Consider the following 21,867-nt stretch of genomic DNA (forward strand, 5'->3'; position numbering starts at 1 on the left):
TATGTGGTTGCTGAGGGCGACCCGATCGACATGATTGCCCGGCGGCACCGGGAGCGTGTTCCTGATCAACCGAAAGGAACTCCCGCCGACGCACCCACACCTGATCCACCCGGGCGACCGGCTGCTGCTGACAGCCAAGAGCGCGTAGCGCGCACCCCGTGCCGCCCTCACCCAGCGGCGGGACTTCCGCGTCGCTGACCTCTTCACGGGGCGGCGCTGGAGTGTGCGGAACCGAACGTAAATGCGGATCTACGAGACAGCCGTCCTCTGTCGGTATCGGCGGAAATCCGCTGCAGACTTATCCACAGGCGAAAAGATGTTCTATACTCCGGGGCGCTTCCGGAGTATCATCAGTCGTATGAACCAGCCCCTCCAGAGCCTGATAGAAGCGGCATCCGCTGTCGCTGAAGGGTGGCCGGAGGGCGCGATCGAGGGGGCGGCCGGTTCGTTGCTCGTCGCCTTGAACGATGCGCTCGGCAAAGTGCGGCGGCTGACCGACGGTTTGCATGCGCAGGTCGCGGCCGAGATCGCGCGGCAGTCGCGTCCCGAGCTCGGGCCAGACGGATTGGCCAAGTCGCAGGGCTACCGCAATCCCACCGCGCTCATCGCGGCCACGACCGGGTCGACAAACGGTGAGGCGGCGCGGCTCGTGCAGGTCGGTGAGGCGACGGCGCCGCGGCTGCTGCTCTCGGGGGAGCGGGCGCCCGCGCGGCATCCGCACGTGGCGTCCGCGGTCGAGGCGGGGAGTATCGGCTCGGCCGCAGCCTCCGCGATCATCAGCATGCTCGACAAGGTGGTCATGCGTGCGGGGCGCGAGGCGACGGATGCCGCGGAGCGGATGCTGGTCGAGCAAGCCCCCGGGCTGACCGGCGACCAGCTGGCGAAGGTCATCGCGCCCGCCGAAGCCTGGCTCGACCCCGACGGCGTCGAACCCCGTGAAGACGAGCTGCGCTCGCAGCGGTACCTGCACATTCGGGAAGAGCGCAACGGCATGACCTCGCTGTCGGCGTTGCTCGATCCCGAGCACGCTGCTCCAGTACGGGCGGCGATCGAGGCGCTCGTGACGGCAGACCTCCGCGCACCGCGAAGCGGCGACGCACCCGACGCCGATCCTGCGCGCCGGTCTATCCCCCAGCTGCAGGCCGACGCGCTAGCGCGACTGTGCGCGCATGCCCTCGGGTGCGAGCACACGGATCTGCCCCTCGAGGGAGCGACCGTGGTGGTACGGGTATCGCTTGACGACCTCGAGAATGGCACGGGCAGCGGCGTCATCGACGGCATGACCCAGCCGGTCTCGATCGGCACGGTGCGGCGCATGGCCGCCGGCGGCGCCGTGATCCCGTGCGTCCTGGGCGGCAAGAGCGAGATCCTCGACTGGGGCCGCAAGAAGAGGCTCTTCACCAAGGCGCAGAAGCTGGCGCTCGTCGAACGTGACGGCGGATGCGCCGGGTGCGGCGCCCCACCAGGACTGACCCGGGTGCACCACCTGCGATGGTGGCTGCGCGACGGCGGCCCCACCGACCTGTCGAACGGCGTGCTGCTCTGCGACTCGTGCCATCATCGCGTGCACGACAACGGCTACGAGGTGCGCATCGACGGGTCGGGGACCATGGCCGACGTGTGGTTCATCCCGCCGCCGTGGGTCGACCCGGCCCGCACGCCCAGGCGCGGGGCGCGCAAGCGGTTCGACTTCGTCCCGGCGTGAGGCTCGGAGCCCCCGCGGCGCGGGTCCGGCCGTCACGACTGAGGTCCGGGTCGTCGCGGCCGGGGTTCGGTCGTCGCGACTGAGGTCCGGCCGTCGCGACTGAGGTTCCGGGTCGTCGCGACTGAGGTTCCGGGTCGTCGCGACTGGGGTTCGGTCGCCGGGGCTGAGGTTCGGTCGTCGCGACTGAGTCCCGGCTCGCCCGCGGCGAAGGTTCGGCCGCCTCGGCTGAGTCCGGCTCGGCCGCGGCGTGGGCCTGCGGGCAGCGCGCGCACACGAAGAAGCGACCGCCCCTCGCTGAGGGGGACGGTCGCCGCTTTGTGGTTGCGGGTTACTTGTCGGTGAAGGCGTCCTTGACGTCATCGACGGCCTGCTTGCCCTTGCCCTTGGCCTGGTCCATGTGGCCCTCTGACTCGAGAGACTTGTCGTCGGTCGCCTTGCCGACGCCCTCCTTGGCCTTGCCCTTCAGCTCTTCGGCCTTGTGCTTCATGTCATCTCCGATGCCCATGGGGATCTCCTTCTCTCGGGGGTCACGACCGCGTCAGCGGTTCGTGGGGGGTGTGCCGGCATCGTCATCGGATGCCGATCCGGTAGGCGACTCTGGTTCGAGCCGCACTTCTTCGCGGGCGACGGGAACGCTCACCGTCACCTGCTCGGTCACGACGTAGCGCCGCAGCCGCAAGCCGCCGTCGGCAACCGGCGCAGGAGCGACGGTTCCGCCGTCCACCGTCTCGACGTCTCCCGCCGACGGCGGCGGAGTCGCAGCCGAAGTCGAGCCGGCGCGATCGTTCGCCTCGGCCTGGGAATCGTCGTGATCGTGATCGTGATCGTGATCGTGATCGCCGTCGTGCTTGTGCTCGTGCGCGTGCGTGCGGTCGCCGTGCTCGTGCTCGTGCGTGCCGTGGTGCCCGTGGCCGCCCTCGGACCCCGAATCGGAATCGCTGTCCGGCGCGTCGCGGAGGGCGTAATAGGCGTACAGCTCCTCCTCCTGGCGGTGGGTGAGCTCCGCGTCCGAGTCGAACCGGGGAGCGTGCTTGACGGCATCCTTGTCGTAGGGGATGCGCAGTTCGCCCTCGACCTCGGCGGCCTGCTCCAGCGGCACGAACGACTCCGACGAGCCGAACAATCCCGTCTTCACCGTCACCCAGTTGGGGTTCCCCGTGTGGGGATCGACGAACACCTGGCCGACCGTGCCGACCTTGTGGCCCTCTTCGTCGACGACGTGGCGTCCGATGAGGCTGGCGATGTCGTGGGAGCTGATCATGGTCAGCTCTCCTGTCGGCCGAGGCCGACACGGTCGACCTTGCGGTGGTAGCGCATGCCCGCCGCGCCGCCGAGCAGGGCGCCGATGAGCGCGATGATCGCGGAGCCGATGGCAGTGAGGATGCCGGTCAAGGTGGCGGACTCGGCATCCACCGGAATGGCAGGGATCCCCTGCAGGCTGCCGACCATCTCCCACTGGCTGCCGGCGATGGCGGTGACGATCGCGACGACGATGGCGATGACGATCGCCCAGATCCAGACCGCGAGGCCCTGCTTGAGGCCACTGAATCGCGCCATGCGGCCGGCGACGTAGCCGCCGGCGAAGTAGGAGATGAGCAGGATCAGGCCGAGGATGATCGCCCCGATCACCCCGGCGGTGCCGGCGTCGTCGGCGACGGCATCCGCCACCTCGTCGGTGGTGGTGCCCGACCCTGCACCGACGGCGAGGCCGATGGCGGTGGCGAGGGCGGTCAGCAGCACGGCGGTACCCATGGCGGTCAGCCATCCGAAGAACGCGGACCCGAACTTGAATCCGCCGAAGCGATCCTTCTCACGGGACAGCACGTCGTTATGCAGGGTGTGCGTCTTGTCCACCGGAACAGCTGCTCCGGTGGAGCCGGCGTCATAGACCGGGGCGCCTGGCTCGCGGGGGTCAGAGGAGGTCATGCTCCCGAAGCTAATCCGGGCGTCGTACGTATGCGAGGGGGTTGCGACCGCCGGATGCCACGCGTAACCTCGCCCGGCTACTGGTGCGTGACGCCTCGTCGGCGCCCGCCCTCGTCAGCCCCGCTCATCGTGGGGAGGGGGCCTCGACATGCTAAGCTGTCTCTTTGGTGCAAGCCGCCTGCTGGCCGGCACCGCGAACGTGAGCCCTCCACTGGCGTGTTCGACCGTCTTCGACGGACTCGAACCACCCCGGAGTGGGATTCACGAACTCCTCCGTTCGACACAAGAAAGCAGCACTATCGTGACGCGCACTTACACCCCCAAGGCTGGCGAGATCCAGCGCGAGTGGCTGGTCATCGACGCAACCGACGTCGTCCTCGGCCGCCTCGCCTCGCACGCCGCCGCGCTTCTGCGTGGCAAGCACAAGCCCACCTTCGTCAACCACATGGACTCCGGTGACTTCGTCATCATCGTCAACGCCGACAAGGTCGCGCTGACGGGTCAGAAGCTGCAGAAGAAGCGGGCGTACCGCCACTCGGGTTACCCGGGCGGCCTCAAGTCCGTCGCCTACGAGGAGCTGCTCGAGAAGAACCCCGAGCGCGCCGTCGAGAAGGCCGTGCGCGGCATGCTGCCCAAGAACAGCATCGGTCGCCAGCAGCTGTCGAAGCTGAAGGTCTACCGCGGTGCCGAGCACCCGCACTCGGCGCAGCAGCCCAAGACGTACACCCTCGACCAGGTCGCCCAGTAAGCGCCCCCTCAGATTTAAGGACAAAAACTGATGGCGAACATCGAAGAGACCCCGCAGAACTACTCCACTGAGACGCCCGCTGAAGAGGCCCAGGCCGCCGTCGCACGCCCCGTGCTGTCGGTCCCCGGCGCAGCGGTCGGCCGTCGCAAGCAGGCCATCGCCCGCGTGCGCCTGATCCCCGGCTCGGGCACCATCACGGTCAACGGCCGTACGCTCGAGGACTACTTCCCGAACAAGCTGCACCAGCAGCTCATCAACGACCCGTTCACGGTGCTGAACCTCGCCGGTGGCTACGACGTCATCGCCCGCATCTCGGGCGGTGGCCCCTCGGGCCAGGCCGGCGCCCTGCGCCTCGGCATCGCTCGGTCGCTGAACCAGATCGACGAAGAGAACAACCGCCCGACCCTGAAGAAGGCCGGCTTCCTCTCGCGCGACGCTCGCGTCAAGGAGCGCAAGAAGGCCGGTCTCAAGAAGGCCCGCAAGGCGCCTCAGTACTCGAAGCGCTGATCCGAACGCACATGGCGCTGTTCGGTACGGACGGTGTGCGGGGGCTGGCCAACGGCCCCCTCACCGCCGACCTCGCGCTCTCCCTGGCCCAGGCGACTGCTGTCGTCCTGGGCCAGGGGCGTATTGCGGAGGCCCGGCGCCGGGCGGGCAAGCGGCTCACCGCCGTCGTCGCCCGCGACCCCCGGATATCGGGGGAGTTCCTCTCGGCCGCCGTGTCGGCGGGCCTGGCCTCGTCCGGTGTCGACGTGCTCGACGCCGGCGTGCTGCCGACCCCGGCGGCGGCGTTCCTCGTCGCCGACCGCGACGCCGACTTCGGCGTCATGGTGTCGGCGTCGCACAACCCCGCGCCCGACAACGGCATCAAGATCTTCGCCCGCGGCGGATCGAAGCTGCCCGACGAGGTGGAAGCGCGCATCGAGGCGGCCATGGCCGGCCCGAAGCTGCAGCCCACCGGCGGCGACGTCGGGCGCATCGCCCGCTTCGCCGACGCAGAGGACCGCTACGTCGTGCACCTGCTCGGCTCGCTTCCGTATCGTCTCGATGGCCTGCACGTCGTGCTGGACTGCGCCCACGGCGCGGCATCCGGTGTGTCGCCGGAGACCTTCCGGGATGCCGGTGCTCGCGTCACCGTCATCGGCGCGGACCCGAACGGCATCAACATCAACGACGGCGTCGGCTCGACGCACCTCGATGTGCTCGCCGGTGAAGTCGTGCGCGTGGGGGCCGACCTCGGCATCGCCCACGACGGCGACGCCGACCGCTGCCTCGCCGTCGACGCCGCGGGCAAGGTGGTCGACGGCGATCAGATCATGGCGATCCTCGCGCTGTCGATGAAGCGCCGCGGTCGCCTCAAGGACGACACGCTCGTCGCGACGGTCATGAGCAACCTGGGCCTGCACCGGGCAATGGCCGAGCATGGCATCCGCGTCGAGCAGACCGGGGTGGGCGACCGCTACGTGCTGGAGCGCATGGCCGCGGGCGGGTTCTCGCTGGGCGGCGAGCAGTCCGGGCACGTCATCATGAGCGAGTTCGCCACGACCGGCGACGGCCTGCTGACCGGCCTGCACCTTGCCGCCGAGGTGGCGCGCACCGGGCGCACGCTGACCGAGCTGGCATCGGTGATGACGGTGTACCCGCAGGTGCTCGTCAACGTCACCGGCGTCGACCGCACGCGGGTGAACGACGACGAGGGCGTGCAGACGGCGGTCGCGCAGGCGGCGGCATCGCTGGGGCTGTCGGGTCGCGTGCTGCTGCGCGCGTCGGGCACCGAGCAGCTGGTGCGCGTGATGGTCGAGGCCGAGACGGCCGACACCGCGACGGCGGTGGCCGCGAGGCTGGCAGACGTCGTGCGCGACAGGCTGGCACTTCCCGTCTGACGCGCGGCGGCGTCACACACCGGGCGGACGTTTGAGCGCGCCGCGGTGGATGCGGTAGAACAGGGGAAGCACGCCAGCGGAGCCGCGCTGACGTCGCATCCCCCCACGCGACGTCGCCTCTTCTTCGCCGTCGTTCAGGTCCGCGCTCGTTCTCGAGCGGTCCGGGGCCGCGAGAGGGCCGCGCCACTGGGGGCCGGTCCTCTCTGCTCTTCCCCGCTGCCGAGTGAGCATTCGCGGTGCCGAGTGAGTATTCGCGGTGCCGAGTGAGTATTCGCGACGAGTACTCACTCGAGGCGACGAATACTCACTCGAGGCGACGAATACTCACTCGCGAGCGTGAGGCTGCCGCGCGCTGCATCCGCGCCTCGCACCAGACGGTCAGGCCGCCGTAGGCGAGGAGCGCCGCCACGATCATCGCGACGAAGAGCGGCGCCGCCGGCCGGTCGGTCAGCAGGTCCTCGCGGCGCGCGATGAGCGACAGCGCGATCGCCACCAGGCTCAGCAGCTGCGCCTGGAAGAGCAGCCGGAACGAGCTCCACCGCGCGTCCCACAGCAGCGCCGCGTTCACTACTCCCGTGAGCGTCAGCACGGCGCCCGTCACCCGCGCGGTGAGCGGGGTCAGCTGCCACGCCCACACCTCCACGGCGGCGGCGGGCGCGACGAAGACCGCGACCCCCGCGCACAACGCCGCCGCTCCGATCGCCGCCAGCGCGATGCGCACCGGTCGGGGGATCGCGACATCCACTGTCTCCGGCACGCGCGGATCCTGCGGGCGCTGCACGATACCGAGCACGGCGACGATCACGGGCGTCGTGGCGTAGAGGGCCATCCACGTGAAGAACGAGATGTTCTGCGAGAACCGGTCCAGGTGCAGCAGCGTCGCGACCAGCAACAGCCCGGCGAAGACGACCACCGCCGGAACCCCGTGTGCCACCCGGTGCCAGCGCCGCGCCGTCGCCACCCCGCCGAAGAACCACACACCGCCGACGTATGCCGATGCCAGCAGATACGCCGACAGCGGCGGGTCGATCGGCCAGGCGAAGAGCTCGCCGGTGCGCGTCGGGAACGTGTACAGCAGGAACGCCGCCGCCACGAGGAAGGGGATGATCGCCACCGCCACCCACCGCGTCACCGTGAACACGCGATCGCCCGCGCCGACGCTTTCCGCCACCGCGTCACCGTCCGACAAGGCTCAGCACCTCCGCCACGCTCATCTCGCGGCCCTCCGCCACCGCGGCATCCAGCTCGTCGCCCTTGCCCGCATCGCGGAGGGCCTGCAGCGGGGCGGTGTGGTAGTCGAAGGCGCCGCGGTTGCCGAGCCCGGTTCGGCGTCGCAGGCGTTCCGCCGCGCCCAGCAGCCGCCCGGCGGCAACCACGTCGCCCCGTGCCGCGTGCACCGCGACGAAGGTCTCGAGTCCGTAGGCGATGCCGTCGTCGTGGCCGAGCAGCACCGACAGCTCGAAGCTCGTCGTGAAGTCGGCGGTGCCGCCGTCGGTGTCGCCGGCGAGCAGGCGCGCCCACCCGCGGTGGTTCTGTGCGATGACGATGCCGAGCCGCTCGCCCTGCGCCTGCGCGCGCGCGAGACTCGCCTCGAACCGTTCGCGGGCGGATGCCAGTGACCCCGTGGCCAGAGCGAGACGGCCGAGCATGATCAGGGACATCGCCTCGCCCCACGTGTCCTGTGCCACGACGAAGCGCGCGTAGGCGGTTTCGAGCTCGTCCTGTGCGCGCGAGACGTCGGGCTGCGGCGCGCCGGCCAGCAGCGCGAGCCCCACCGACACCCCCGCGAGGGCGGCTCCGGCGGGATCGCCCACCTCGAGGAACCGGTCCCGGCTGGAGATGAGCCCGGGCAGGGGGTCGTAGTCGGACTCCTGCCAGAACCGCACGGCATTGACGTAATACAGGGCGATCGCCCTCGTGCGCGGCGGCAGCGCGATGCCGTCGCGCTCGGCCGTGTCGAGCAGCTCCCTCATCCAGTTCTGGACGAGGCCCAGGTACCCGTGCAGCCAGAGGAACAGGTACAGGTGCCAGGCGTAGTCGGCCGCGGCATCCAGGTCTTCGGCGTCCAGCAGCGCCCGCATGACGGCCGCGAGGTTCTCGGTCTCGAGTTCGAGGAACGCCAGGCTCTCCACCTGGGCGGGGCCCCGCAGGCGGTGCGCGGCTTCTTCCGCCGCCGTCCGGTAGGCGCGGATCCAGGCCCGTTCGTTGCGCTCGGCGTCTTCGGCGGACGGCAGCTCCCGGGCGTACGCGCGCACGAGCCCCAGCATGCGGAACGCCGCGTCGTCACCGTGCTCGATGCGGGTGAGCAGGCTGGCATCCACGAGGGCTTCCAGCGCCCCGAGCGGATCGTCGACGCCGACCTCGGCCAGCGCCTGCTCGGCCGTCGTGAGGGTGAACGTGCCGGTGAACGCGCCCAGGGCGCCGAGGGCGTGGCGCAAGCGCTCATCGAGCAGGTCGACGCTCCACTCGATGGTGCGGGCGAGGGTGCGCTGCCGGTCGGGAAGGTCACGGGCCCCGTCGACCAGCAGGGTCAGCGCGGAATCCAGCCGGTCGAGCGTCTGCTGGGGACTCAGCAGGCGCGCCCGCGCGGCGGCCAGCTCGATCGCGAGCGGGATGCCTTCCAGAACGCGGCTGATCTCGACCACGGCGGCGGCGTTCTGGGGCGTGAGACGGAAGGACGGACGCACCGCCCGAGCGCGCTGGACGAACAGCGACACCGCCGGTGACTCGGCCGCGATCTCGTCGTCGAGGGTGCCGGCGGCGGGCGTGTGCAGCGGGCGGACCTCGAAGACCTGCTCGGCCCGCACGCGCAGCGGCGACCGGCTGGTCACGAGCAGCTGCAGGCGCGGGGCGGCCGTCACGAGGCGCACGAGCACATCGGATGCCGCCAGCACGTGTTCCATGTTGTCGACCACGAGCAGCACGTCGCGGTCGACGATCGCCGCCTTCACCTTCGTCTCCAGCGGCTCGTCGCCGACGTCCCGCACGCCCAGCGCGCGCGCGATCGCGGTGATCACGCCCTGCGGGCTCGGCACCGACTCCAGGGCTGCGAAGGCGACGTCGCGGCCGGAGGCAGCGGCATCCGAGGCGAGCTCGATCGCCAGGCGCGACTTGCCGACCCCGCCGGGGCCGGTAAGGGTGAGGATCCGGGTGCTCGGGTGGGACAGCAGCGCACGCGCGGCATCCATCTCCCGCTCGCGCCCGACCAGCGCCGTGTAGGGCGCCGGGATGCCGCCGGGCAGCGCGAGTGCGCCGGTGGGGGTGGGGTCGGATGCCGGGGGTCGTGGGGGTGCGGGTGCGGGGCCGGGCGCCGGTTGGGGCGCCGGTTCGGGCGCCGGGCCGGGGTGGGTGCCGGCGGCGTCGAAGCGCTCGGCCAGCAGCGTCGCGATGTCGGCGAGCACGAGATCGGCGAGTTCTTCGGGGGTCTGGAACGACTTGTAGGACGTGCGGTCGTCGGAGCGGATGGCGTCGAGGAGGCCCGCGAGACGGTCCTCGCGCTGGGGCGCCGGCTCCTTGATGTAGATGAGCGACGGCAGTGCGGTCGAGAGCCGGTACTCGTCCTCGAGTCCGGAGATCTCCTCGTCGGGAGCGACCCAGCCGTAGCGCTCCCAGTACAGCCCGAGGAAGATGTCGGACTGCTGCAGGTACGAGCGGTACAGGGCGCGGGGCGGGTGAGGGCGCGCGCCGAGCTCGAACATGACCGGTGCCAGATGAAGTCGCTCGACGACAGCCCGCACGGCGCGGCGCTCAGGCTCGAGCTCCCTCAGGGTGGAACTGATGAAGACCCGGATGCGCTGGTCGGGCGTGCGAATCGAAGGCTTCGCAGCATCCATGGTGTGAATACTCCCGCTGTGGTGTTCGCGAGTAAAGAGGCGGGCCCCTGCTGCCGCGGGCCCACGAGCCCCATTCCCCGCCGCCGAGTGAGTATTCGCGACGCCGAGTGAGTATTCGCGGTGCCGAGTGAGTATTCGCGACCAATACTCACTCGTCGCGACCAATACTCACTCGGCGCGACCAATACTCACTCGCTAGCGTCAGGAGCCGGGGGCGCTCCAGGACAGCGACTCGATGTAGCGCAGCAGCACGCCCTCGCGGAGGGCCCAGGGGCTCACCTCGAGCTCCTCGACGTCGAGCGCCTTCATCGCCTGGTGCATCACGACCGCCGCCGCGACGATCTGGAACGCCCGGTCCGCCGTGATTCCGGGCAGGGCCTCGCGTGCTTCGGCCGGCATCCGCGCCATGCGGGGGATCCACGCCTTGAGCGCCGCGCGCGGCAGCACCATGCGCTCGATCCCCGACCACCCCGGTACCGGATACCCCGCCAGCTTCGCCAGCGACCGGATGGCCTTGGACGACCCCACCACATGATCGGGCCTCGGCATTCCCGCGAACATCTCCGCGACCGGCGCGAGCGTCTTGCGCGCGTGCTTGCGCAGCCGCTCGACCTCGTCCTCACCGGGCGGGTCGTTCGGCAGGTACTCCACCGTCATGCGCCCGGCCCCCAGCGGCACGGATGCCGCGGCATCCGGCAGCTCGTCCGCCCCCGCTGCCAGCTCGAGCGACCCGCCGCCGATGTCGAACAGCAGGATCTGCCCGGCCGACCAGCCGAACCACCGCCGCACCGCGAGGAACGTGAACCGCGCCTCGGTCTCGCCGCCGAGCACCTGCAGCTCCTGCCCGAGAGCCTCCTCGATGCGGGCGATCACCTTCTTGCCGTTCTTCGCCTCGCGCACGGCGCTGGTCGCGGTCGCGAGCAGCTCGGCGACCTTCTCGCGCGCCACCGTCTCGCGGGCCTCGGTCACGGCTGCCACGAGCGCGGCCACGCCCTCGTCGCTGATCGAGCCGTCGGGCTCGAGATAGCGCATCAGTCGCAGGACGGTGCGCTGGCTGGTCGTCGCGTGCGGTCTGCCGCCGGGGATCACATCGGCGATCAGCAGGTGGACGGTGTTCGAACCGATGTCGAGGACTCCCAGGCGCACGGGGCCAGCGTAGCGGGGCGGATGCCGCGGCTGCGACGTCCGCGGCGGTCACGGCGGCCGGTTCGCGCGGGGCGGGCGTGCACAACGTCGGCGATCCGGGCCGCTGGCCGGGCCTGCGGCCGCCCCGCACCGGATCCCGGGCGAGATGGCGACGTTGTGCACGCGGGGGACCGGCAACGACCGCGGGCCGCCGCACCGATACGATGGGCGCGATGGCCGAGACCACTGCCGCGAGCGCGGCCGAAACCGAGCCCGAGCCCCTCGCCCGCGAGCTCTACCGGGAGATCGACCGCGCCGACTGGGCGCGGCTGGCGCGCGGGGTGGCGAATCCGCTCAGCGAGACCGAGGTCGTGCAGCTGCGCGGCATCGGCGACCGGCTCGACCTCGACGAGGTGCGCGAGGTGTACCTGCCCCTCAGCCGGCTGCTGTCGCTGTACGCCGAGAACACCAAGCGGCTCGGTGCCGAAGAGAGCGCCTTCCTCGGCGACACCGACGCGACGACGCCGTTCGTCGTGGCGGTGGCGGGCTCCGTCGCCGTCGGCAAGTCCACCATCGCGCGACTGCTGCGCGAGCTCATGTCCCGCTGGCCTGGAACCCCGCGGGTGGAGCTGGTCACCACCGACGGCTTCCTCTACCCGAACGCCGAGCTCGAGCGCCGCGGCATCATGCACCGCAAGGGCTTTCCGGAGTCCTACGACCGCCGGGCCCTCGTCACCTTCCTCACCGAGGTCAAGAGCGGCGCGGCCGAGGTGCGGGCCCCGTTCTACTCGCACATGCGCTACGACATCATCCCCGACGCCCACGTGATGGTGCGCCGGCCCGACGTCGTGATCGTCGAGGGACTCAATGTGCTGCAGCCGCCGCCGTCCCCGCACGACGTCGCCGTCAGCGACCTCTTCGACTTCTCCATCTACATCGATGCCGACGCCGAGCACATCACGCAGTGGTTCGTCGACCGGTTCCTGGCGCTGCGCCGTGCGGCCTTCAGCAACCCGAACTCGTTCTTCAACCGGTTCGCCAAGGTCGGCGACGACGAGGCGGTCGAGCTCGCGCTGGGATTCTGGAACGACATCAACCTGCCGAACCTGCGCGAGAACGTCGAGCTCACGCGCCACCGCGCGACCCTGGTGCTGCAGAAGGGCGCCGACCACGCCGTGGAGCGTGTGCTGCTGCGCAAGCTCTGAGCGCCGCGAACAACGACGGCGGATGCCGCTACCGCCGGATGCCGCTAACCGCCGGATGCCGCTACGACAGCAGCCGCAGTGAATCACCGTCCTCGGCGTAGCGCTCGCCGGACTCGGGACACACCCACGCGTCGCCGTCGGCCACCAGGGGGCGTCCGACGCGTCCCACCCAGCCGACGCGCTTGGCCGGCACGCCCGCGACGAGCGCGTGCGCGGGGACGTCCTTGGTCACCACGGCGCCGGCGGCCACGAGCGCCCATTCCCCGATCCGCACCGGCGCGATGCACACCGCGCGGGCGCCGATCGACGCTCCGCGATCCACGGTCACGCCCACCGCGTGCCAGTCGTCGGTGCCTTTCAGCGTGCCGTCGGGGTTCGCCGCGCGGGGGAACTCGTCGTTCGTGAAGACCACCGCGGGACCGATGAACACGCCGTCGCCGACGACGGCCGGCTCGTACACGAGGGCGTAGTTCTGCACCTTGCACGCGTCGCCGAGCACGACGCCGGGGCCGATGTAGGCCCCGCGGCCGATGTTGCAGTCCGCCCCGAGACGCGCGCCGCTGCGCACCTGCGCCAGGTGCCACACCCGCGTGCGGGCGCCGAGCTCGACCCCGTCGTCGATGTCGGCGGAGGGCTGCACGACGGGCGCATCGGCGGGAGAGTCGACGGGCGCTGCAGCGGGAGTGCCGGTGGGGGTGCCGGTGGGCGACATGGCGGTTCCTCTCGATGGGACGCGACGGCCAGGCCCCGCGGGACCACCCCCAACGTACGACCCCGACGCCGCGCGCGCACGCGCGATCGCCACCACATATGAATTCTCTGTGCACGGATGCCGGTTGTCGCTACACTGCCCCCGGGGAGCTTCGGCTTGCTCCGCACCTGGGGGTGTGGGCTCGACGCCGCAGGATGGCCTGCGGTGCGCCGACAAGAGGCGTGCACCGGTGTGGGCCGGGCACGCGACGGGGGAAGACGATGGGGAGTCTTGTACAACGGGGTGTTCGTGATGCGCGCGAGGGGGAGCCGGCGCCGGCGCTGGGGGTGAGCGACCCGCCGGACGGCGGCGCGATCGACCCGCCGGACGGACACGTGAGCGACCCGCCGGACGGCCACGTGGGCGACCCGCCGGACGGCGGGGTGATCGACCGTTCCCCGCACGGCCCGCACGGCCCGCACGGCCCGCACGGCGCGCACGGGACGCCGCACGCGTCGGCGGTGAGAAGGCGGCAGCGATGGCACGCCCATCAGGGCGACCCCGTCGCCGCGACCCCGACGGGCGCCGTGATCATCCCCGCCCACGACGAAGCCGCCGTGATCGGGCGGGCGCTGCGCGCACTCGCCCCGCTGGGCGCGCTCGACGGCGTCGAGGTGATCGTCGCCTGCAACGGATGCCGGGACGACACCGCCGAGATCGCCCGCGGGTTCCCGGGCGTCCGCGTCGTCGAGCTCGACGCGGCATCCAAGACCGAGGCGCTGAACCTCGCCGACAGCGTGGCGACGGCATGGCCGCGGCTGTACGTCGACGCCGATGTCGAGCTCGACCCGCAGGCGGCGCTGGCGGTGTTCGCCGAACTGCGGCGGCCCGGCGTGCTCGCCGCGCGTCCGCCGCACGTCTACGACGTGAGTGGGGCGACCGCGCCGGTGCGGGCGTACTACCGGGCGCGCGCCCGCATTCCGGGGGAGCGCCGTCGGCTGTGGGGCGCGGGGGCCTACGGCACCAACGAGCGGGGTCACGCCCGCTTCGACCGGTTCGCCGCCGTCACCGCCGACGACTCCTGGTTCGACGGCCACTTCTCCTACGACGAGAAGCGGGTGGTCGACGCGTCCGCGACCGTGGTGCACACTCCGCGCACGGTCGCCGCACTCCTCGGGCTCCTCGCCCGGCAGCGCCGCGGCTACGTCGACCTGCGGATCGCCTCGGGGGCATCCGGTCGCTCCCGCGCGCTGGCGTCGTCGGTGCGCGACGCCCGCACCGCCCTGGACGCCGCCTGGTACGTCGCGCTCACGCTCGCCTCGCGGCTGCGCAGACCCCCCGCGACCGCGGATCCGGCAGCGCTCCCCTGGGAGCGCGACGCCTCGAGCCGCGTGAGCGGAGCGGGCCGATGAAGCGCCCGCGCCCGCGCCCGCGCGTGCACCGGCCACAGGGCACCGGCTACGACTGCGTCGTCGTGGGAGCGGGGCCCGTCGGACTCGCCCTCGCGATGGCCGCCGCCGAGGCGGGGAGCCGTGTGCTCCTCGTCGATGCGGGCAACCTGCGCTCGGGCAGGCGCGACGTCGCGCTCGACACCGCCTTTCGCACCGAGATCGCCGATCCGGTGCGCCACGCGGACGCGTCGCTGACCACTCGGCGCGGGGTGGGCGGCACCTCGTGGCTCTGGGGCGGCCGGTGCGTCACCCTCGAGCCCATCGACTTCGAGCCGCGCGACTACGTGCCGCTCAGCGACTGGCCGATCCGCGTCGACGACGTGGCGCCGTGGCTCGAGCAGACCGCGCGCTACATCGACTGCGGGTCCGCCGTCTTCCGCTCCTCGCGCCCCGACTGGAGGGGACTGTCGGAGTTCACGATGTCGAACCTGGAACGGTGGTCGCGTCAGCCGAAGCTCGCCCGGGGCCTCGGCTCCCGGGTGATCGCGAACCCCCGCGTCACCGTGCTGCTGAACTGCCGGCTGGTCGACATCGACATCGCCGACGACGGCTCGGTCGCGGGCCTCGTGGCCGAGCGGGACGGCGAGCGCCTCACCCTGCACGGCACGTCGTACGTGCTGGCGATGGGGGGCCTGGAGGTCACGCGCGCGCTGCTGGACGTCCAGTCGCGGCATCCCCACCTCTTCGGCGGCGTCGACGGGCCCCTCGGGCGGTACTACATGGGGCACGCGACGGGCAGCATCGCCGACATCGTGCTGACGGATGCCGCGCGGGCGGCGGACCTCGACTTCGAGCGCGACGAGCACGACACGTACATCCGGCGCCGGTTCACCCTGACGCCCGAGGCGCAGCGTCGCCACCGGGTGCTCAACACCAGCTTCTACCTCGACAACCCGCCGTTCTACGAGCACACGCACCGGCATCCGACCCTCTCGGCGGTGTTCCTCGGCATCGCCATCGCACCGCTCGGGCGGATGCTGCTGGCGGAGGGGATACGCCTGCGCCACGTCGGGCCGCGGCCCTACCGCCTCGGCCCGCACGTGCGCAACATCCTGCGCCGGCCCTGGCGGGCGGCGGTGGACGTCCTCGACATCCTGCTGCGGCGGTATGCGTCGCGGGTGCGCAAGCCCGGCTTCATCCTGCACAACGACGGCGGGCGGTACTCCCTGCACTACCACGCGGAGCAGCTGCCCAACCCGGACAGCCGCGTCGTGCTCGGCGCCGACGGCGACGGCTCGCCGGTGCTGCGGGTGGATTACCGCTACCTCGAAGACGACGTCGATTCACTGCTGCGGTGCCATGAGCTGCTCGACGCCGAGCTGCAGGCCGCGGGCCTCGGCCGGCTGGAGTACCGGGCGCCCGACGATGCCGGCGTGCGCGCCCTCGCCTGGGAGCAGGCCACCGACGGCTTCCACAGCATCGGGACGACGCGGATGAGCGCCGACCCCGCGGCCGGGGTCACCGACGGCGACTGCCGCGTGCACGGGGTGGCGAACCTGTACATCGCGTCGACCAGCCTGCTGCCCACCTCGGCCGAGGCGAACCCCACCTTCTTCGCCGCCGCGCTCGCCGTGCGCCTCGCGCATCATCTCGCCGAGCAATCGCGGGAGGCGAGGGAGGCGAGGCACGCCCGGGAGGCGCGCGGGGCGGGACGGACGACGGCGCGCTCGGGGCGCTCGGAGGCGACGCGGGTCGCCGCCGACTGAGCCGCGCGAGCGGTTCGTGACCGGATCGGCGATCGAGCCTGGTGCCGAGCCGCCGCTTGCCTATACACTGCAGGCGGGGATACCGGTCGTGTCTGCGCCAGGGGTGGTGCGGACACACGCAGGAGCGAGAACGCTCGCGAGCTGTGCCGGCTATGGCTGGCGTCGCTTCGGCGTGCGGCCGACTGGGGAACATGCATGGGGACATCAAGGGGAGCCGTCGCTGCGTCGACGGCTCCGAAACGTACGCGTCTTGCGCGCGCCGCGGCGTCGACGGCGCTGCTCGCGGTGCTGGCCGCGACTCTCGTCGCGCTGCAGCCGGTGGCGGACGCGGCGGCTGCGGCCAGCCCGTGCGGCGCGGACGTCAACGCCATCGTCTGCGAGAACCGGCACGAGGGCACCGACCCTGAGATCTGGGACATCGACGGTGCGGGGGACCCGAGCATCCAGGGGTTCGCGACGGACATCAGCGTGAACGCCGGCGAGGCCATCGACTTCAAGATCGACACGGATGCCGCCGACTACGACATCGACGTGTACCGCACCGGCTGGTACCAGGGCGACGGCGCCCGGTTCGTGCAGTCGGTGGAGCCGTCGCTCATCGAGCCGCAGCGCAACGAGTGCCGCACCGAAGAGGCGACGGAGCTCGTCGACTGCGGCACCTGGGACGTCTCGGCCACCTGGCACGTGCCGGCCGACGCGGTCTCGGGGGTCTACGTCGCCCGTCTGGAACGCTCCGACACCCATGGGGCGAGCCACATCACGTTCATCGTCCGCCGCGACGGCAACACCTCGGACGTGCTCTTCCAGACCTCCGACCCGACGTGGCACGCCTACAACATGTACGGCGGCGCGGACTTCTACCAGGGCGGAGCCCACGGCCGCGCGTTCAAGCTCAGCTACAACCGCCCGTTCGCGACGCGCGGGGGCATCGAGGCCCGCGACTTCTACTTCAGCTCCGAGTACGCCACCGTGCGCTTTCTCGAGCGCAACGGCTATGACGTCAGCTACATCGCCGGGGTCGACACCGACCGCCGCGGCGACGAGCTGCTGAACCACCGCGTGTTCCTGTCGGTCGGACACGACGAGTACTGGTCGGGCGCGCAGCGGGCGAACATCGAGGCGGCGCGCGACGCGGGGGTCAACCTGCAGTTCCTCAGCGGCAACGAGGGGTACTGGCGCACCCGCTACGAGCCGTCCATCGACGACGCCGCGACCGACCACCGCACCCTCGTGTCGTACAAGGAGACCTGGGCCGACGGCAAGATCGATCCGGCGGCGGAGTGGACCGGCACCTGGCGCGACCCCCGGTTCGCCGGGGCGGCCCAGGGCGGGCACCTTCCCGAGAACGCCCTCACCGGGACCATGTACATGGTCAACGACGTGAGGATGCCGCTGACGGTGACGGGCGCCGAAGGCGGCATGCGCCTCTGGCGTCACACCGGCCTCGAGGACCTCGCACCCGGCGAGTCGGCCGAGCTCACCGACCAGACCGTCGGCTACGAGTCCAACGAGGACATCGACAACGGCTTCCGTCCGGCGGGCCTCATCCGGCTGTCCACGACGACCGGCCCCGTCACGCAGTACCTGCGCGACCACGGCAAGACGGTGACCGCTGGCAACACCAAGCACCACATCACGCTGTACCGGGCGGCCAGCGGCGCGCTGGTGTTCTCGGCGGGAAGCGTGCAGTGGGGATGGGGGCTGGACAGCACCCACGACGGCGACCGCCCGGCAGCGGACCCGCGCATGCAGCAGGCGCAGGTGAACCTGCTCGCCGACATGGGGGCCCAGCCCGGCTCGCTCATGCCCGGGCTCGTGCACGCGACGGCGAGCACCGACACCATCCCGCCGACGGCGGTGATCCTCACCCCGACCGAGGGTCAGCCGCAGACGCACGGGGCCACCGTCACCGTCACCGGCACCGCCTCCGACGTCGGAGGCGCCGTGGCCGGCGTGGAGGTCTCCACCGACGGAGGCGCGTCGTGGCGTGCGGCGGAGGGCACGACCGAATGGTCGTACACCTACCGGCAGCAGGGGCACGGCGAGGCGCAGATCCTCGCGCGCGCCATCGACGACAGTGCGAACTTCCCCGCCGAGGGCACGCGCCGGACGGTCGCGGTCACCGGACCCGCGTCCGTCTTCGGCGAGGAGGTGCCCGCAGTCGCCGCGGCCAGCGACACCCAGCGGGTGGAGCTCGGCCTGCAGTTCACCCCCGAGGTCGACGGCTACATCACCGGAGTGCGCTTCTACAAGGGCGAGGGCAACACCGGCATCCACACCGGCCGGCTGTGGGGGACGGATGCCGATCCGCTCGCGGTCGTGCAGTTCGTCGGGGAGACGGCCACCGGGTGGCAGACGGCGATGTTCGGCGCACCGGTGGCCGTCACGGCCGGCACCCCGTACGTGGTGTCGTACACCGCGCCCAAGGGGAGGTACGCGTTCGTCCCGCGATACTGGCCGTACCAGGTGCGCACCTCGTCGCCCCTGGCCGTCACGTCCGGGGTGGGCGCTGCCAGCCCGGCGGTGTTCGGCCACCCGGGCAACCGGCCCACCCGCACGGCGGACGACGCGAACTACTTCGTCGACGCCCTGTTCGAGACGGAGCTCGACCCGACCGTCCGGCTGGCGGCGCAGTCGCCGGCGCCGCGGGCGGCCAGCATCCAGCCCGACAGCGACGTGACCGTCGCCTTCACCGGCGACGTCGATCCCGCCTCGGTCGCCCTCACCGTCACGGGGCCCGACGGAGTCGCCGTCGAGGGCACGCTGTCGTACGATCCGGTGCTGCGCACCGCCCGCTTCGCGCCCGCGACCCTGCTGGCCGAGTGGTCGACCTACACCGTCGCGGTCGCCGCGGTGGCCGCCGGCGACGCCGCGTTCGACGGCGGCGCTCCGTGGACCTTCACCACGACGCGCCCCGTGCCGCCAGAAGGCGAGTGCCCCTGCTCCCTCTACACGTCCCGCGACCAGCCGCTGATCGCCTCGGCCAGCGACACCGACGAGGTGACGCTCGGCACTCGCTTCAGCGTGGACCAGCGCGGGTGGATCACGGCGGTGCGATTCTTCAAGGGACCCGCGAACCCCGGCGTGCACAAGGGCGCGCTGTGGTCGGCGGCCGGCGAGCGCCTGGCCGAGGTGACCTTCGCCGACGAGTCGAGCTCGGGGTGGCAGCGGGCCCTGTTCGCCGAGCCGGTGCCGGTGCAGCCCGGACAGGAATACGTCGTGTCGTACGACGCCCCCGGCGGCGGGTACGCGCTCACCCCCTCCGCCTACGCCGACGGCCACCGGCGCGGCCCCCTGCGGGTACCGGCCAACGGCGCGGTGTTCAGCTACGCCGGCGGGCACCCCTGGCAGTCGTCGAGCTCCAGCTACCACGTGGACGTGGTCTTCGAGCCGGCAGCCTCCGGGCCGGTGCTGCGCAGCGCCACGCCGGAGCAGGGCGCCCAGGGTGTGGACCGCGACACGGCCGTCGCCCTGACCTTCAGCGAAGCGCTCGTGGGCGTGCCCGTCGTCGAGGCCATGGCCGCCGGGGCGGCGATCTCCGGCACGACGGACGTGGATGCCGCGCGCACCACCGTGACGTTCACGCCGTCGTCGCCGCTTCCGTACGGCGCCGAGGTCTCCGTGACGGTCTCGGGCATCGAAGGGGAGGAGACGACCGGCCTCGACGCGACCACCGGGTTCCGGGTGGAGCTCGAGCCCGGCGCGGCGGAGGTGCACACCTTCTTCGGCGACCGTCCGCCTGCGGGGTCGCCGGCGGACGACGGCGCGGCGGTGGAGCTGGCGATGTCGTTCCACTCGTCGGTGCCCGGTGTCGTCTCGGCGCTGCGGTTCTACAAGGCGGCCGGCGACACCGGCGCCCACACCGGCACGCTCTGGGCGCCGGACGGCGAGCAGCTGGCATCCGTCGCCTTCGCCAACGAGAGCGCGTCGGGCTGGCAGCGCGCCGCGCTCTCGGAGCCGGTGGAACTCGTCGCCGGACAGACCTACACCGTGTCGTACCACTCGCCGCAGGGGCGCTATGTCGCCGAGGCCGGCTACTTCGACACGGTGCGCACGAGCGGTCCGCTCACCGCCGCGACCGTCGACAACGGCGCCTTCCGCTACGGCGCCGTGAGCGAGCGGCCGACGTCGTCGTGGCGGGCCACGAGCTACTTCGTCGACGTCGAGTTCACCGCCGGCACCGAGACCCAGACGCCGGTCGCCCTCGTGGCGAAGGAGCCGGTCGGAGCGGGTGTGCCCGTCACGGCCACCGTGTCGGCCACGCTCAGCCACGACGCACCGTCGCCGTCGCTGACGGTGTCGGCCCCCGGCGGCGTGGTCGTCGCCGGCACGGTCGCCTACGACGCCGGCGCCCGACGCGTCGCGTTCGCGCCGCTGCAGCCGCTGGCCCGGGCGACCACCTACACAGCCGCCGTCACGATCGACGGGCAGGCGCTTGAGCAGTGGACGTTCACGACCGAGGAGCCGCCCGTCGCCGGACCCGTCGACACCATCTTCGGCAGCACGGCGCCGCAGATGCCGTCCACCGTGGACCGTGATCCGATCGAGGTCGGGACGGCGTTCACGGTGGCGCGCCCCGGCTCGGTGACGGCGATCCGGTTCTACAAGGGAGCGCAGAACGGCGGCACGCACGTGGGGAGCCTGTGGAACTCCGCGGGCGAGCGGATCGCCCAGGTGCAGTTCGCCGACGAGACCGCGACGGGCTGGCAGCGCGCCGCACTGTCGCAGCCGGTCGCCCTCACTCCGGGGGAGACCTACGTCGTGTCGTACTTCGCCCCGGTCGGCGGGTTCGCCATCACACCCGCCTTCTTCGGCTCCGACGTCACCAGCGGCGGCATCACCGCGCCCGGCGGCGCCAACGGCCGGTTCAACACCGACCCGGCCGGCGGGCTGCCGACCCAGTCGTGGAACGGCTCGGCGTACTTCGTCGACGTCGAGGTGGACTTCGACCGCGCGTTCACGCCGGCTCCGGTGCTGCCGCCGGCGCCCGACCCCGATCCCGAGCCGCAACCGGACCCCGAGCCGACACCCACGCCGACGCCGACACCGACGCCGACACCGGCACCGACACCGCTGCAGCCGCCGGTCGACGGCGTGACGATGTTCGGGGACGCCGTGCCGGAGCACGCCTGGTGGGAGGATCCCGACCGGGTTCAGGTGGCCACCCGCTTCGCGGTCGATGCCGCGGGGGATGCCGCCGGCATCCGCTTCTACAAGGGATCGGCCAACACCGGCGAGCACACCGGCTACCTGTGGGACGCCGAGGGGCGGGCACTGGCCGAGGTGCTGTTCACGAACGAGACGGTCGACGGCTGGCAGACGGCGGTGTTCGACGCCCGGGTGGCGCTCGAGCCCGGGGTCGAATACCGCGTGGGGCTGTACAGCACGACCGGGCGCTACGCCGTCGATCTGCACGGGCTCGCCCTGCCGAAGACCGTGGGTCACTTCACGGTCCCGGCGCAGGGCAGCGCCCACATCTACTCGCGAGAGTTCCCGAGGAACGTCTCGACGCACAACTACTGGGTGGACGTCATCTTCGTCCCGTCCGGTTAGCGGCAGAGCCGCACATCTGGGGAAACGAAACAACTGGGGAA

15 protein-coding genes are annotated in these 21,867 nt (G+C 71.8%); 8 read left to right on the plus strand and 7 right to left on the minus strand.

Annotated features, from left to right (window positions below):
- Positions 1-358: 358 nt before the first annotated feature.
- Positions 359-1,705: an HNH endonuclease signature motif containing protein gene (locus QNO14_RS02220; RefSeq protein ID WP_257506600.1), complete on the plus strand. Its 1,347-nt coding sequence runs from the start codon at positions 359-361 to the stop codon at positions 1,703-1,705.
- Between the two features lie 328 nt (positions 1,706-2,033).
- Here QNO14_RS02220 and QNO14_RS02225 read toward each other — a convergent pair whose 3' ends face one another.
- From QNO14_RS02225 to QNO14_RS02235, 3 genes are read right to left on the minus strand one after another with little or no spacing between them, the layout of a single operon-like run.
- Positions 2,034-2,210: a CsbD family protein gene (locus QNO14_RS02225; RefSeq protein WP_257494845.1), complete on the minus strand. Its 177-nt coding sequence runs from the start codon at positions 2,208-2,210 to the stop codon at positions 2,034-2,036.
- A 33-nt stretch (positions 2,211-2,243) separates the two neighbouring features.
- Positions 2,244-2,966 (minus strand): PRC and DUF2382 domain-containing protein, encoded by a 723-nt coding sequence (locus QNO14_RS02230; RefSeq protein ID WP_257506601.1) that lies wholly within the window; start codon positions 2,964-2,966, stop codon positions 2,244-2,246.
- A 2-nt stretch (positions 2,967-2,968) separates the two neighbouring features.
- Positions 2,969-3,631, minus strand: a complete 663-nt coding sequence (locus tag QNO14_RS02235) for a hypothetical protein (protein ID WP_257494843.1) — start codon at positions 3,629-3,631, stop codon at positions 2,969-2,971.
- Positions 3,632-3,932: 301 nt separating this feature from the next.
- Here QNO14_RS02235 and rplM point away from each other — a divergent pair, with 301 nt between their 5' ends.
- Genes rplM through glmM form a run of 3 tightly spaced genes read left to right on the plus strand, consistent with a single transcriptional unit; the run spans position 3,933 to position 6,262 of the window.
- Positions 3,933-4,379 carry a 50S ribosomal protein L13 gene (gene rplM, locus QNO14_RS02240; RefSeq protein ID WP_257494842.1) on the plus strand — a complete coding sequence of 149 codons (447 nt, stop codon included), beginning with the start codon at positions 3,933-3,935 and terminating at the stop codon, positions 4,377-4,379.
- A gap of 30 nt (positions 4,380-4,409) precedes the next feature.
- Positions 4,410-4,886, plus strand: coding sequence for a 30S ribosomal protein S9 (gene rpsI / locus QNO14_RS02245; RefSeq protein ID WP_257494841.1), 477 nt, complete (start codon positions 4,410-4,412; stop codon positions 4,884-4,886).
- A gap of 11 nt (positions 4,887-4,897) precedes the next feature.
- Positions 4,898-6,262, plus strand: coding sequence for a phosphoglucosamine mutase (gene glmM / locus QNO14_RS02250; protein WP_257494840.1), 1,365 nt, complete (start codon positions 4,898-4,900; stop codon positions 6,260-6,262).
- A 304-nt stretch (positions 6,263-6,566) separates the two neighbouring features.
- Here glmM and QNO14_RS02255 read toward each other — a convergent pair whose 3' ends face one another.
- From QNO14_RS02255 to QNO14_RS02265, 3 genes are all read right to left on the minus strand, one after another.
- Entirely contained in the window at positions 6,567-7,433 is an 867-nt protein-coding gene (locus QNO14_RS02255; RefSeq protein ID WP_257506602.1) for a hypothetical protein, read from the minus strand.
- A 4-nt stretch (positions 7,434-7,437) separates the two neighbouring features.
- Positions 7,438-10,095 carry a DUF4062 domain-containing protein gene (locus QNO14_RS02260; protein WP_257506603.1) on the minus strand — a complete coding sequence of 886 codons (2,658 nt, stop codon included), beginning with the start codon at positions 10,093-10,095 and terminating at the stop codon, positions 7,438-7,440.
- Between the two features lie 201 nt (positions 10,096-10,296).
- Positions 10,297-11,241 (minus strand): Ppx/GppA phosphatase family protein, encoded by a 945-nt coding sequence (locus QNO14_RS02265; protein ID WP_257494837.1) that lies wholly within the window; start codon positions 11,239-11,241, stop codon positions 10,297-10,299.
- Positions 11,242-11,453: 212 nt separating this feature from the next.
- Here QNO14_RS02265 and coaA point away from each other — a divergent pair, with 212 nt between their 5' ends.
- On the plus strand, positions 11,454-12,425 hold the full coding sequence (gene coaA / locus QNO14_RS02270; protein ID WP_257506604.1) for a type I pantothenate kinase: 972 nt from the start codon (positions 11,454-11,456) through the stop codon (positions 12,423-12,425).
- A gap of 61 nt (positions 12,426-12,486) precedes the next feature.
- Here coaA and QNO14_RS02275 read toward each other — a convergent pair whose 3' ends face one another.
- A complete protein-coding gene (locus tag QNO14_RS02275; protein ID WP_257506605.1) occupies positions 12,487-13,137 on the minus strand; it encodes a DapH/DapD/GlmU-related protein in 651 nt (216 codons plus the stop codon).
- Between the two features lie 326 nt (positions 13,138-13,463).
- On the opposite strand from QNO14_RS02275, the gene QNO14_RS02280 reads away from it, so the two are divergent.
- The 3 genes from QNO14_RS02280 to QNO14_RS02290 all read left to right on the plus strand — a co-directional run bounded on the left by QNO14_RS02280 (position 13,464) and on the right by QNO14_RS02290 (position 21,826).
- Complete coding sequence (locus QNO14_RS02280; RefSeq protein WP_257506606.1) at positions 13,464-14,528, plus strand: glycosyltransferase; 1,065 nt, start codon at positions 13,464-13,466, stop codon at positions 14,526-14,528.
- Positions 14,525-16,273: a GMC oxidoreductase gene (locus QNO14_RS02285; protein ID WP_257506607.1), complete on the plus strand. Its 1,749-nt coding sequence runs from the start codon at positions 14,525-14,527 to the stop codon at positions 16,271-16,273. The genes QNO14_RS02280 and QNO14_RS02285 overlap by 4 nt, the downstream gene beginning before the upstream one ends.
- A 195-nt stretch (positions 16,274-16,468) precedes the next feature.
- Positions 16,469-21,826 carry a DUF4082 domain-containing protein gene (locus QNO14_RS02290; protein WP_257506608.1) on the plus strand — a complete coding sequence of 1,786 codons (5,358 nt, stop codon included), beginning with the start codon at positions 16,469-16,471 and terminating at the stop codon, positions 21,824-21,826.
- The last annotated feature ends 41 nt before the right edge of the window (positions 21,827-21,867 follow it).

It is taken from the genome of Microbacterium sp. zg-Y625, from assembly GCF_030246925.1.
In the GTDB taxonomy this organism is placed as follows: Bacteria; Actinomycetota; Actinomycetes; order Actinomycetales; family Microbacteriaceae; genus Microbacterium; species Microbacterium jiangjiandongii.

Coding starts and splice junctions, on each gene's coding strand:
- QNO14_RS02220 (WP_257506600.1), top strand. CDS start 359: ATGAACCAGCCCCTCCAGAGCCTGATAGAAGCGGCATCCGCTGTCGCT.
- QNO14_RS02225 (WP_257494845.1), bottom strand. CDS start 2,210: ATGGGCATCGGAGATGACATGAAGCACAAGGCCGAAGAGCTGAAGGGC.
- QNO14_RS02230 (WP_257506601.1), bottom strand. CDS start 2,966: ATGATCAGCTCCCACGACATCGCCAGCCTCATCGGACGCCACGTCGTC.
- QNO14_RS02235 (WP_257494843.1), bottom strand. CDS start 3,631: ATGACCTCCTCTGACCCCCGCGAGCCAGGCGCCCCGGTCTATGACGCC.
- rpsI (WP_257494841.1), top strand. CDS start 4,410: ATGGCGAACATCGAAGAGACCCCGCAGAACTACTCCACTGAGACGCCC.
- glmM (WP_257494840.1), top strand. CDS start 4,898: ATGGCGCTGTTCGGTACGGACGGTGTGCGGGGGCTGGCCAACGGCCCC.
- QNO14_RS02260 (WP_257506603.1), bottom strand. CDS start 10,095: ATGGATGCTGCGAAGCCTTCGATTCGCACGCCCGACCAGCGCATCCGG.
- coaA (WP_257506604.1), top strand. CDS start 11,454: ATGGCCGAGACCACTGCCGCGAGCGCGGCCGAAACCGAGCCCGAGCCC.
- QNO14_RS02275 (WP_257506605.1), bottom strand. CDS start 13,137: ATGTCGCCCACCGGCACCCCCACCGGCACTCCCGCTGCAGCGCCCGTC.
- QNO14_RS02285 (WP_257506607.1), top strand. CDS start 14,525: ATGAAGCGCCCGCGCCCGCGCCCGCGCGTGCACCGGCCACAGGGCACC.
- QNO14_RS02290 (WP_257506608.1), top strand. CDS start 16,469: ATGGGGACATCAAGGGGAGCCGTCGCTGCGTCGACGGCTCCGAAACGT.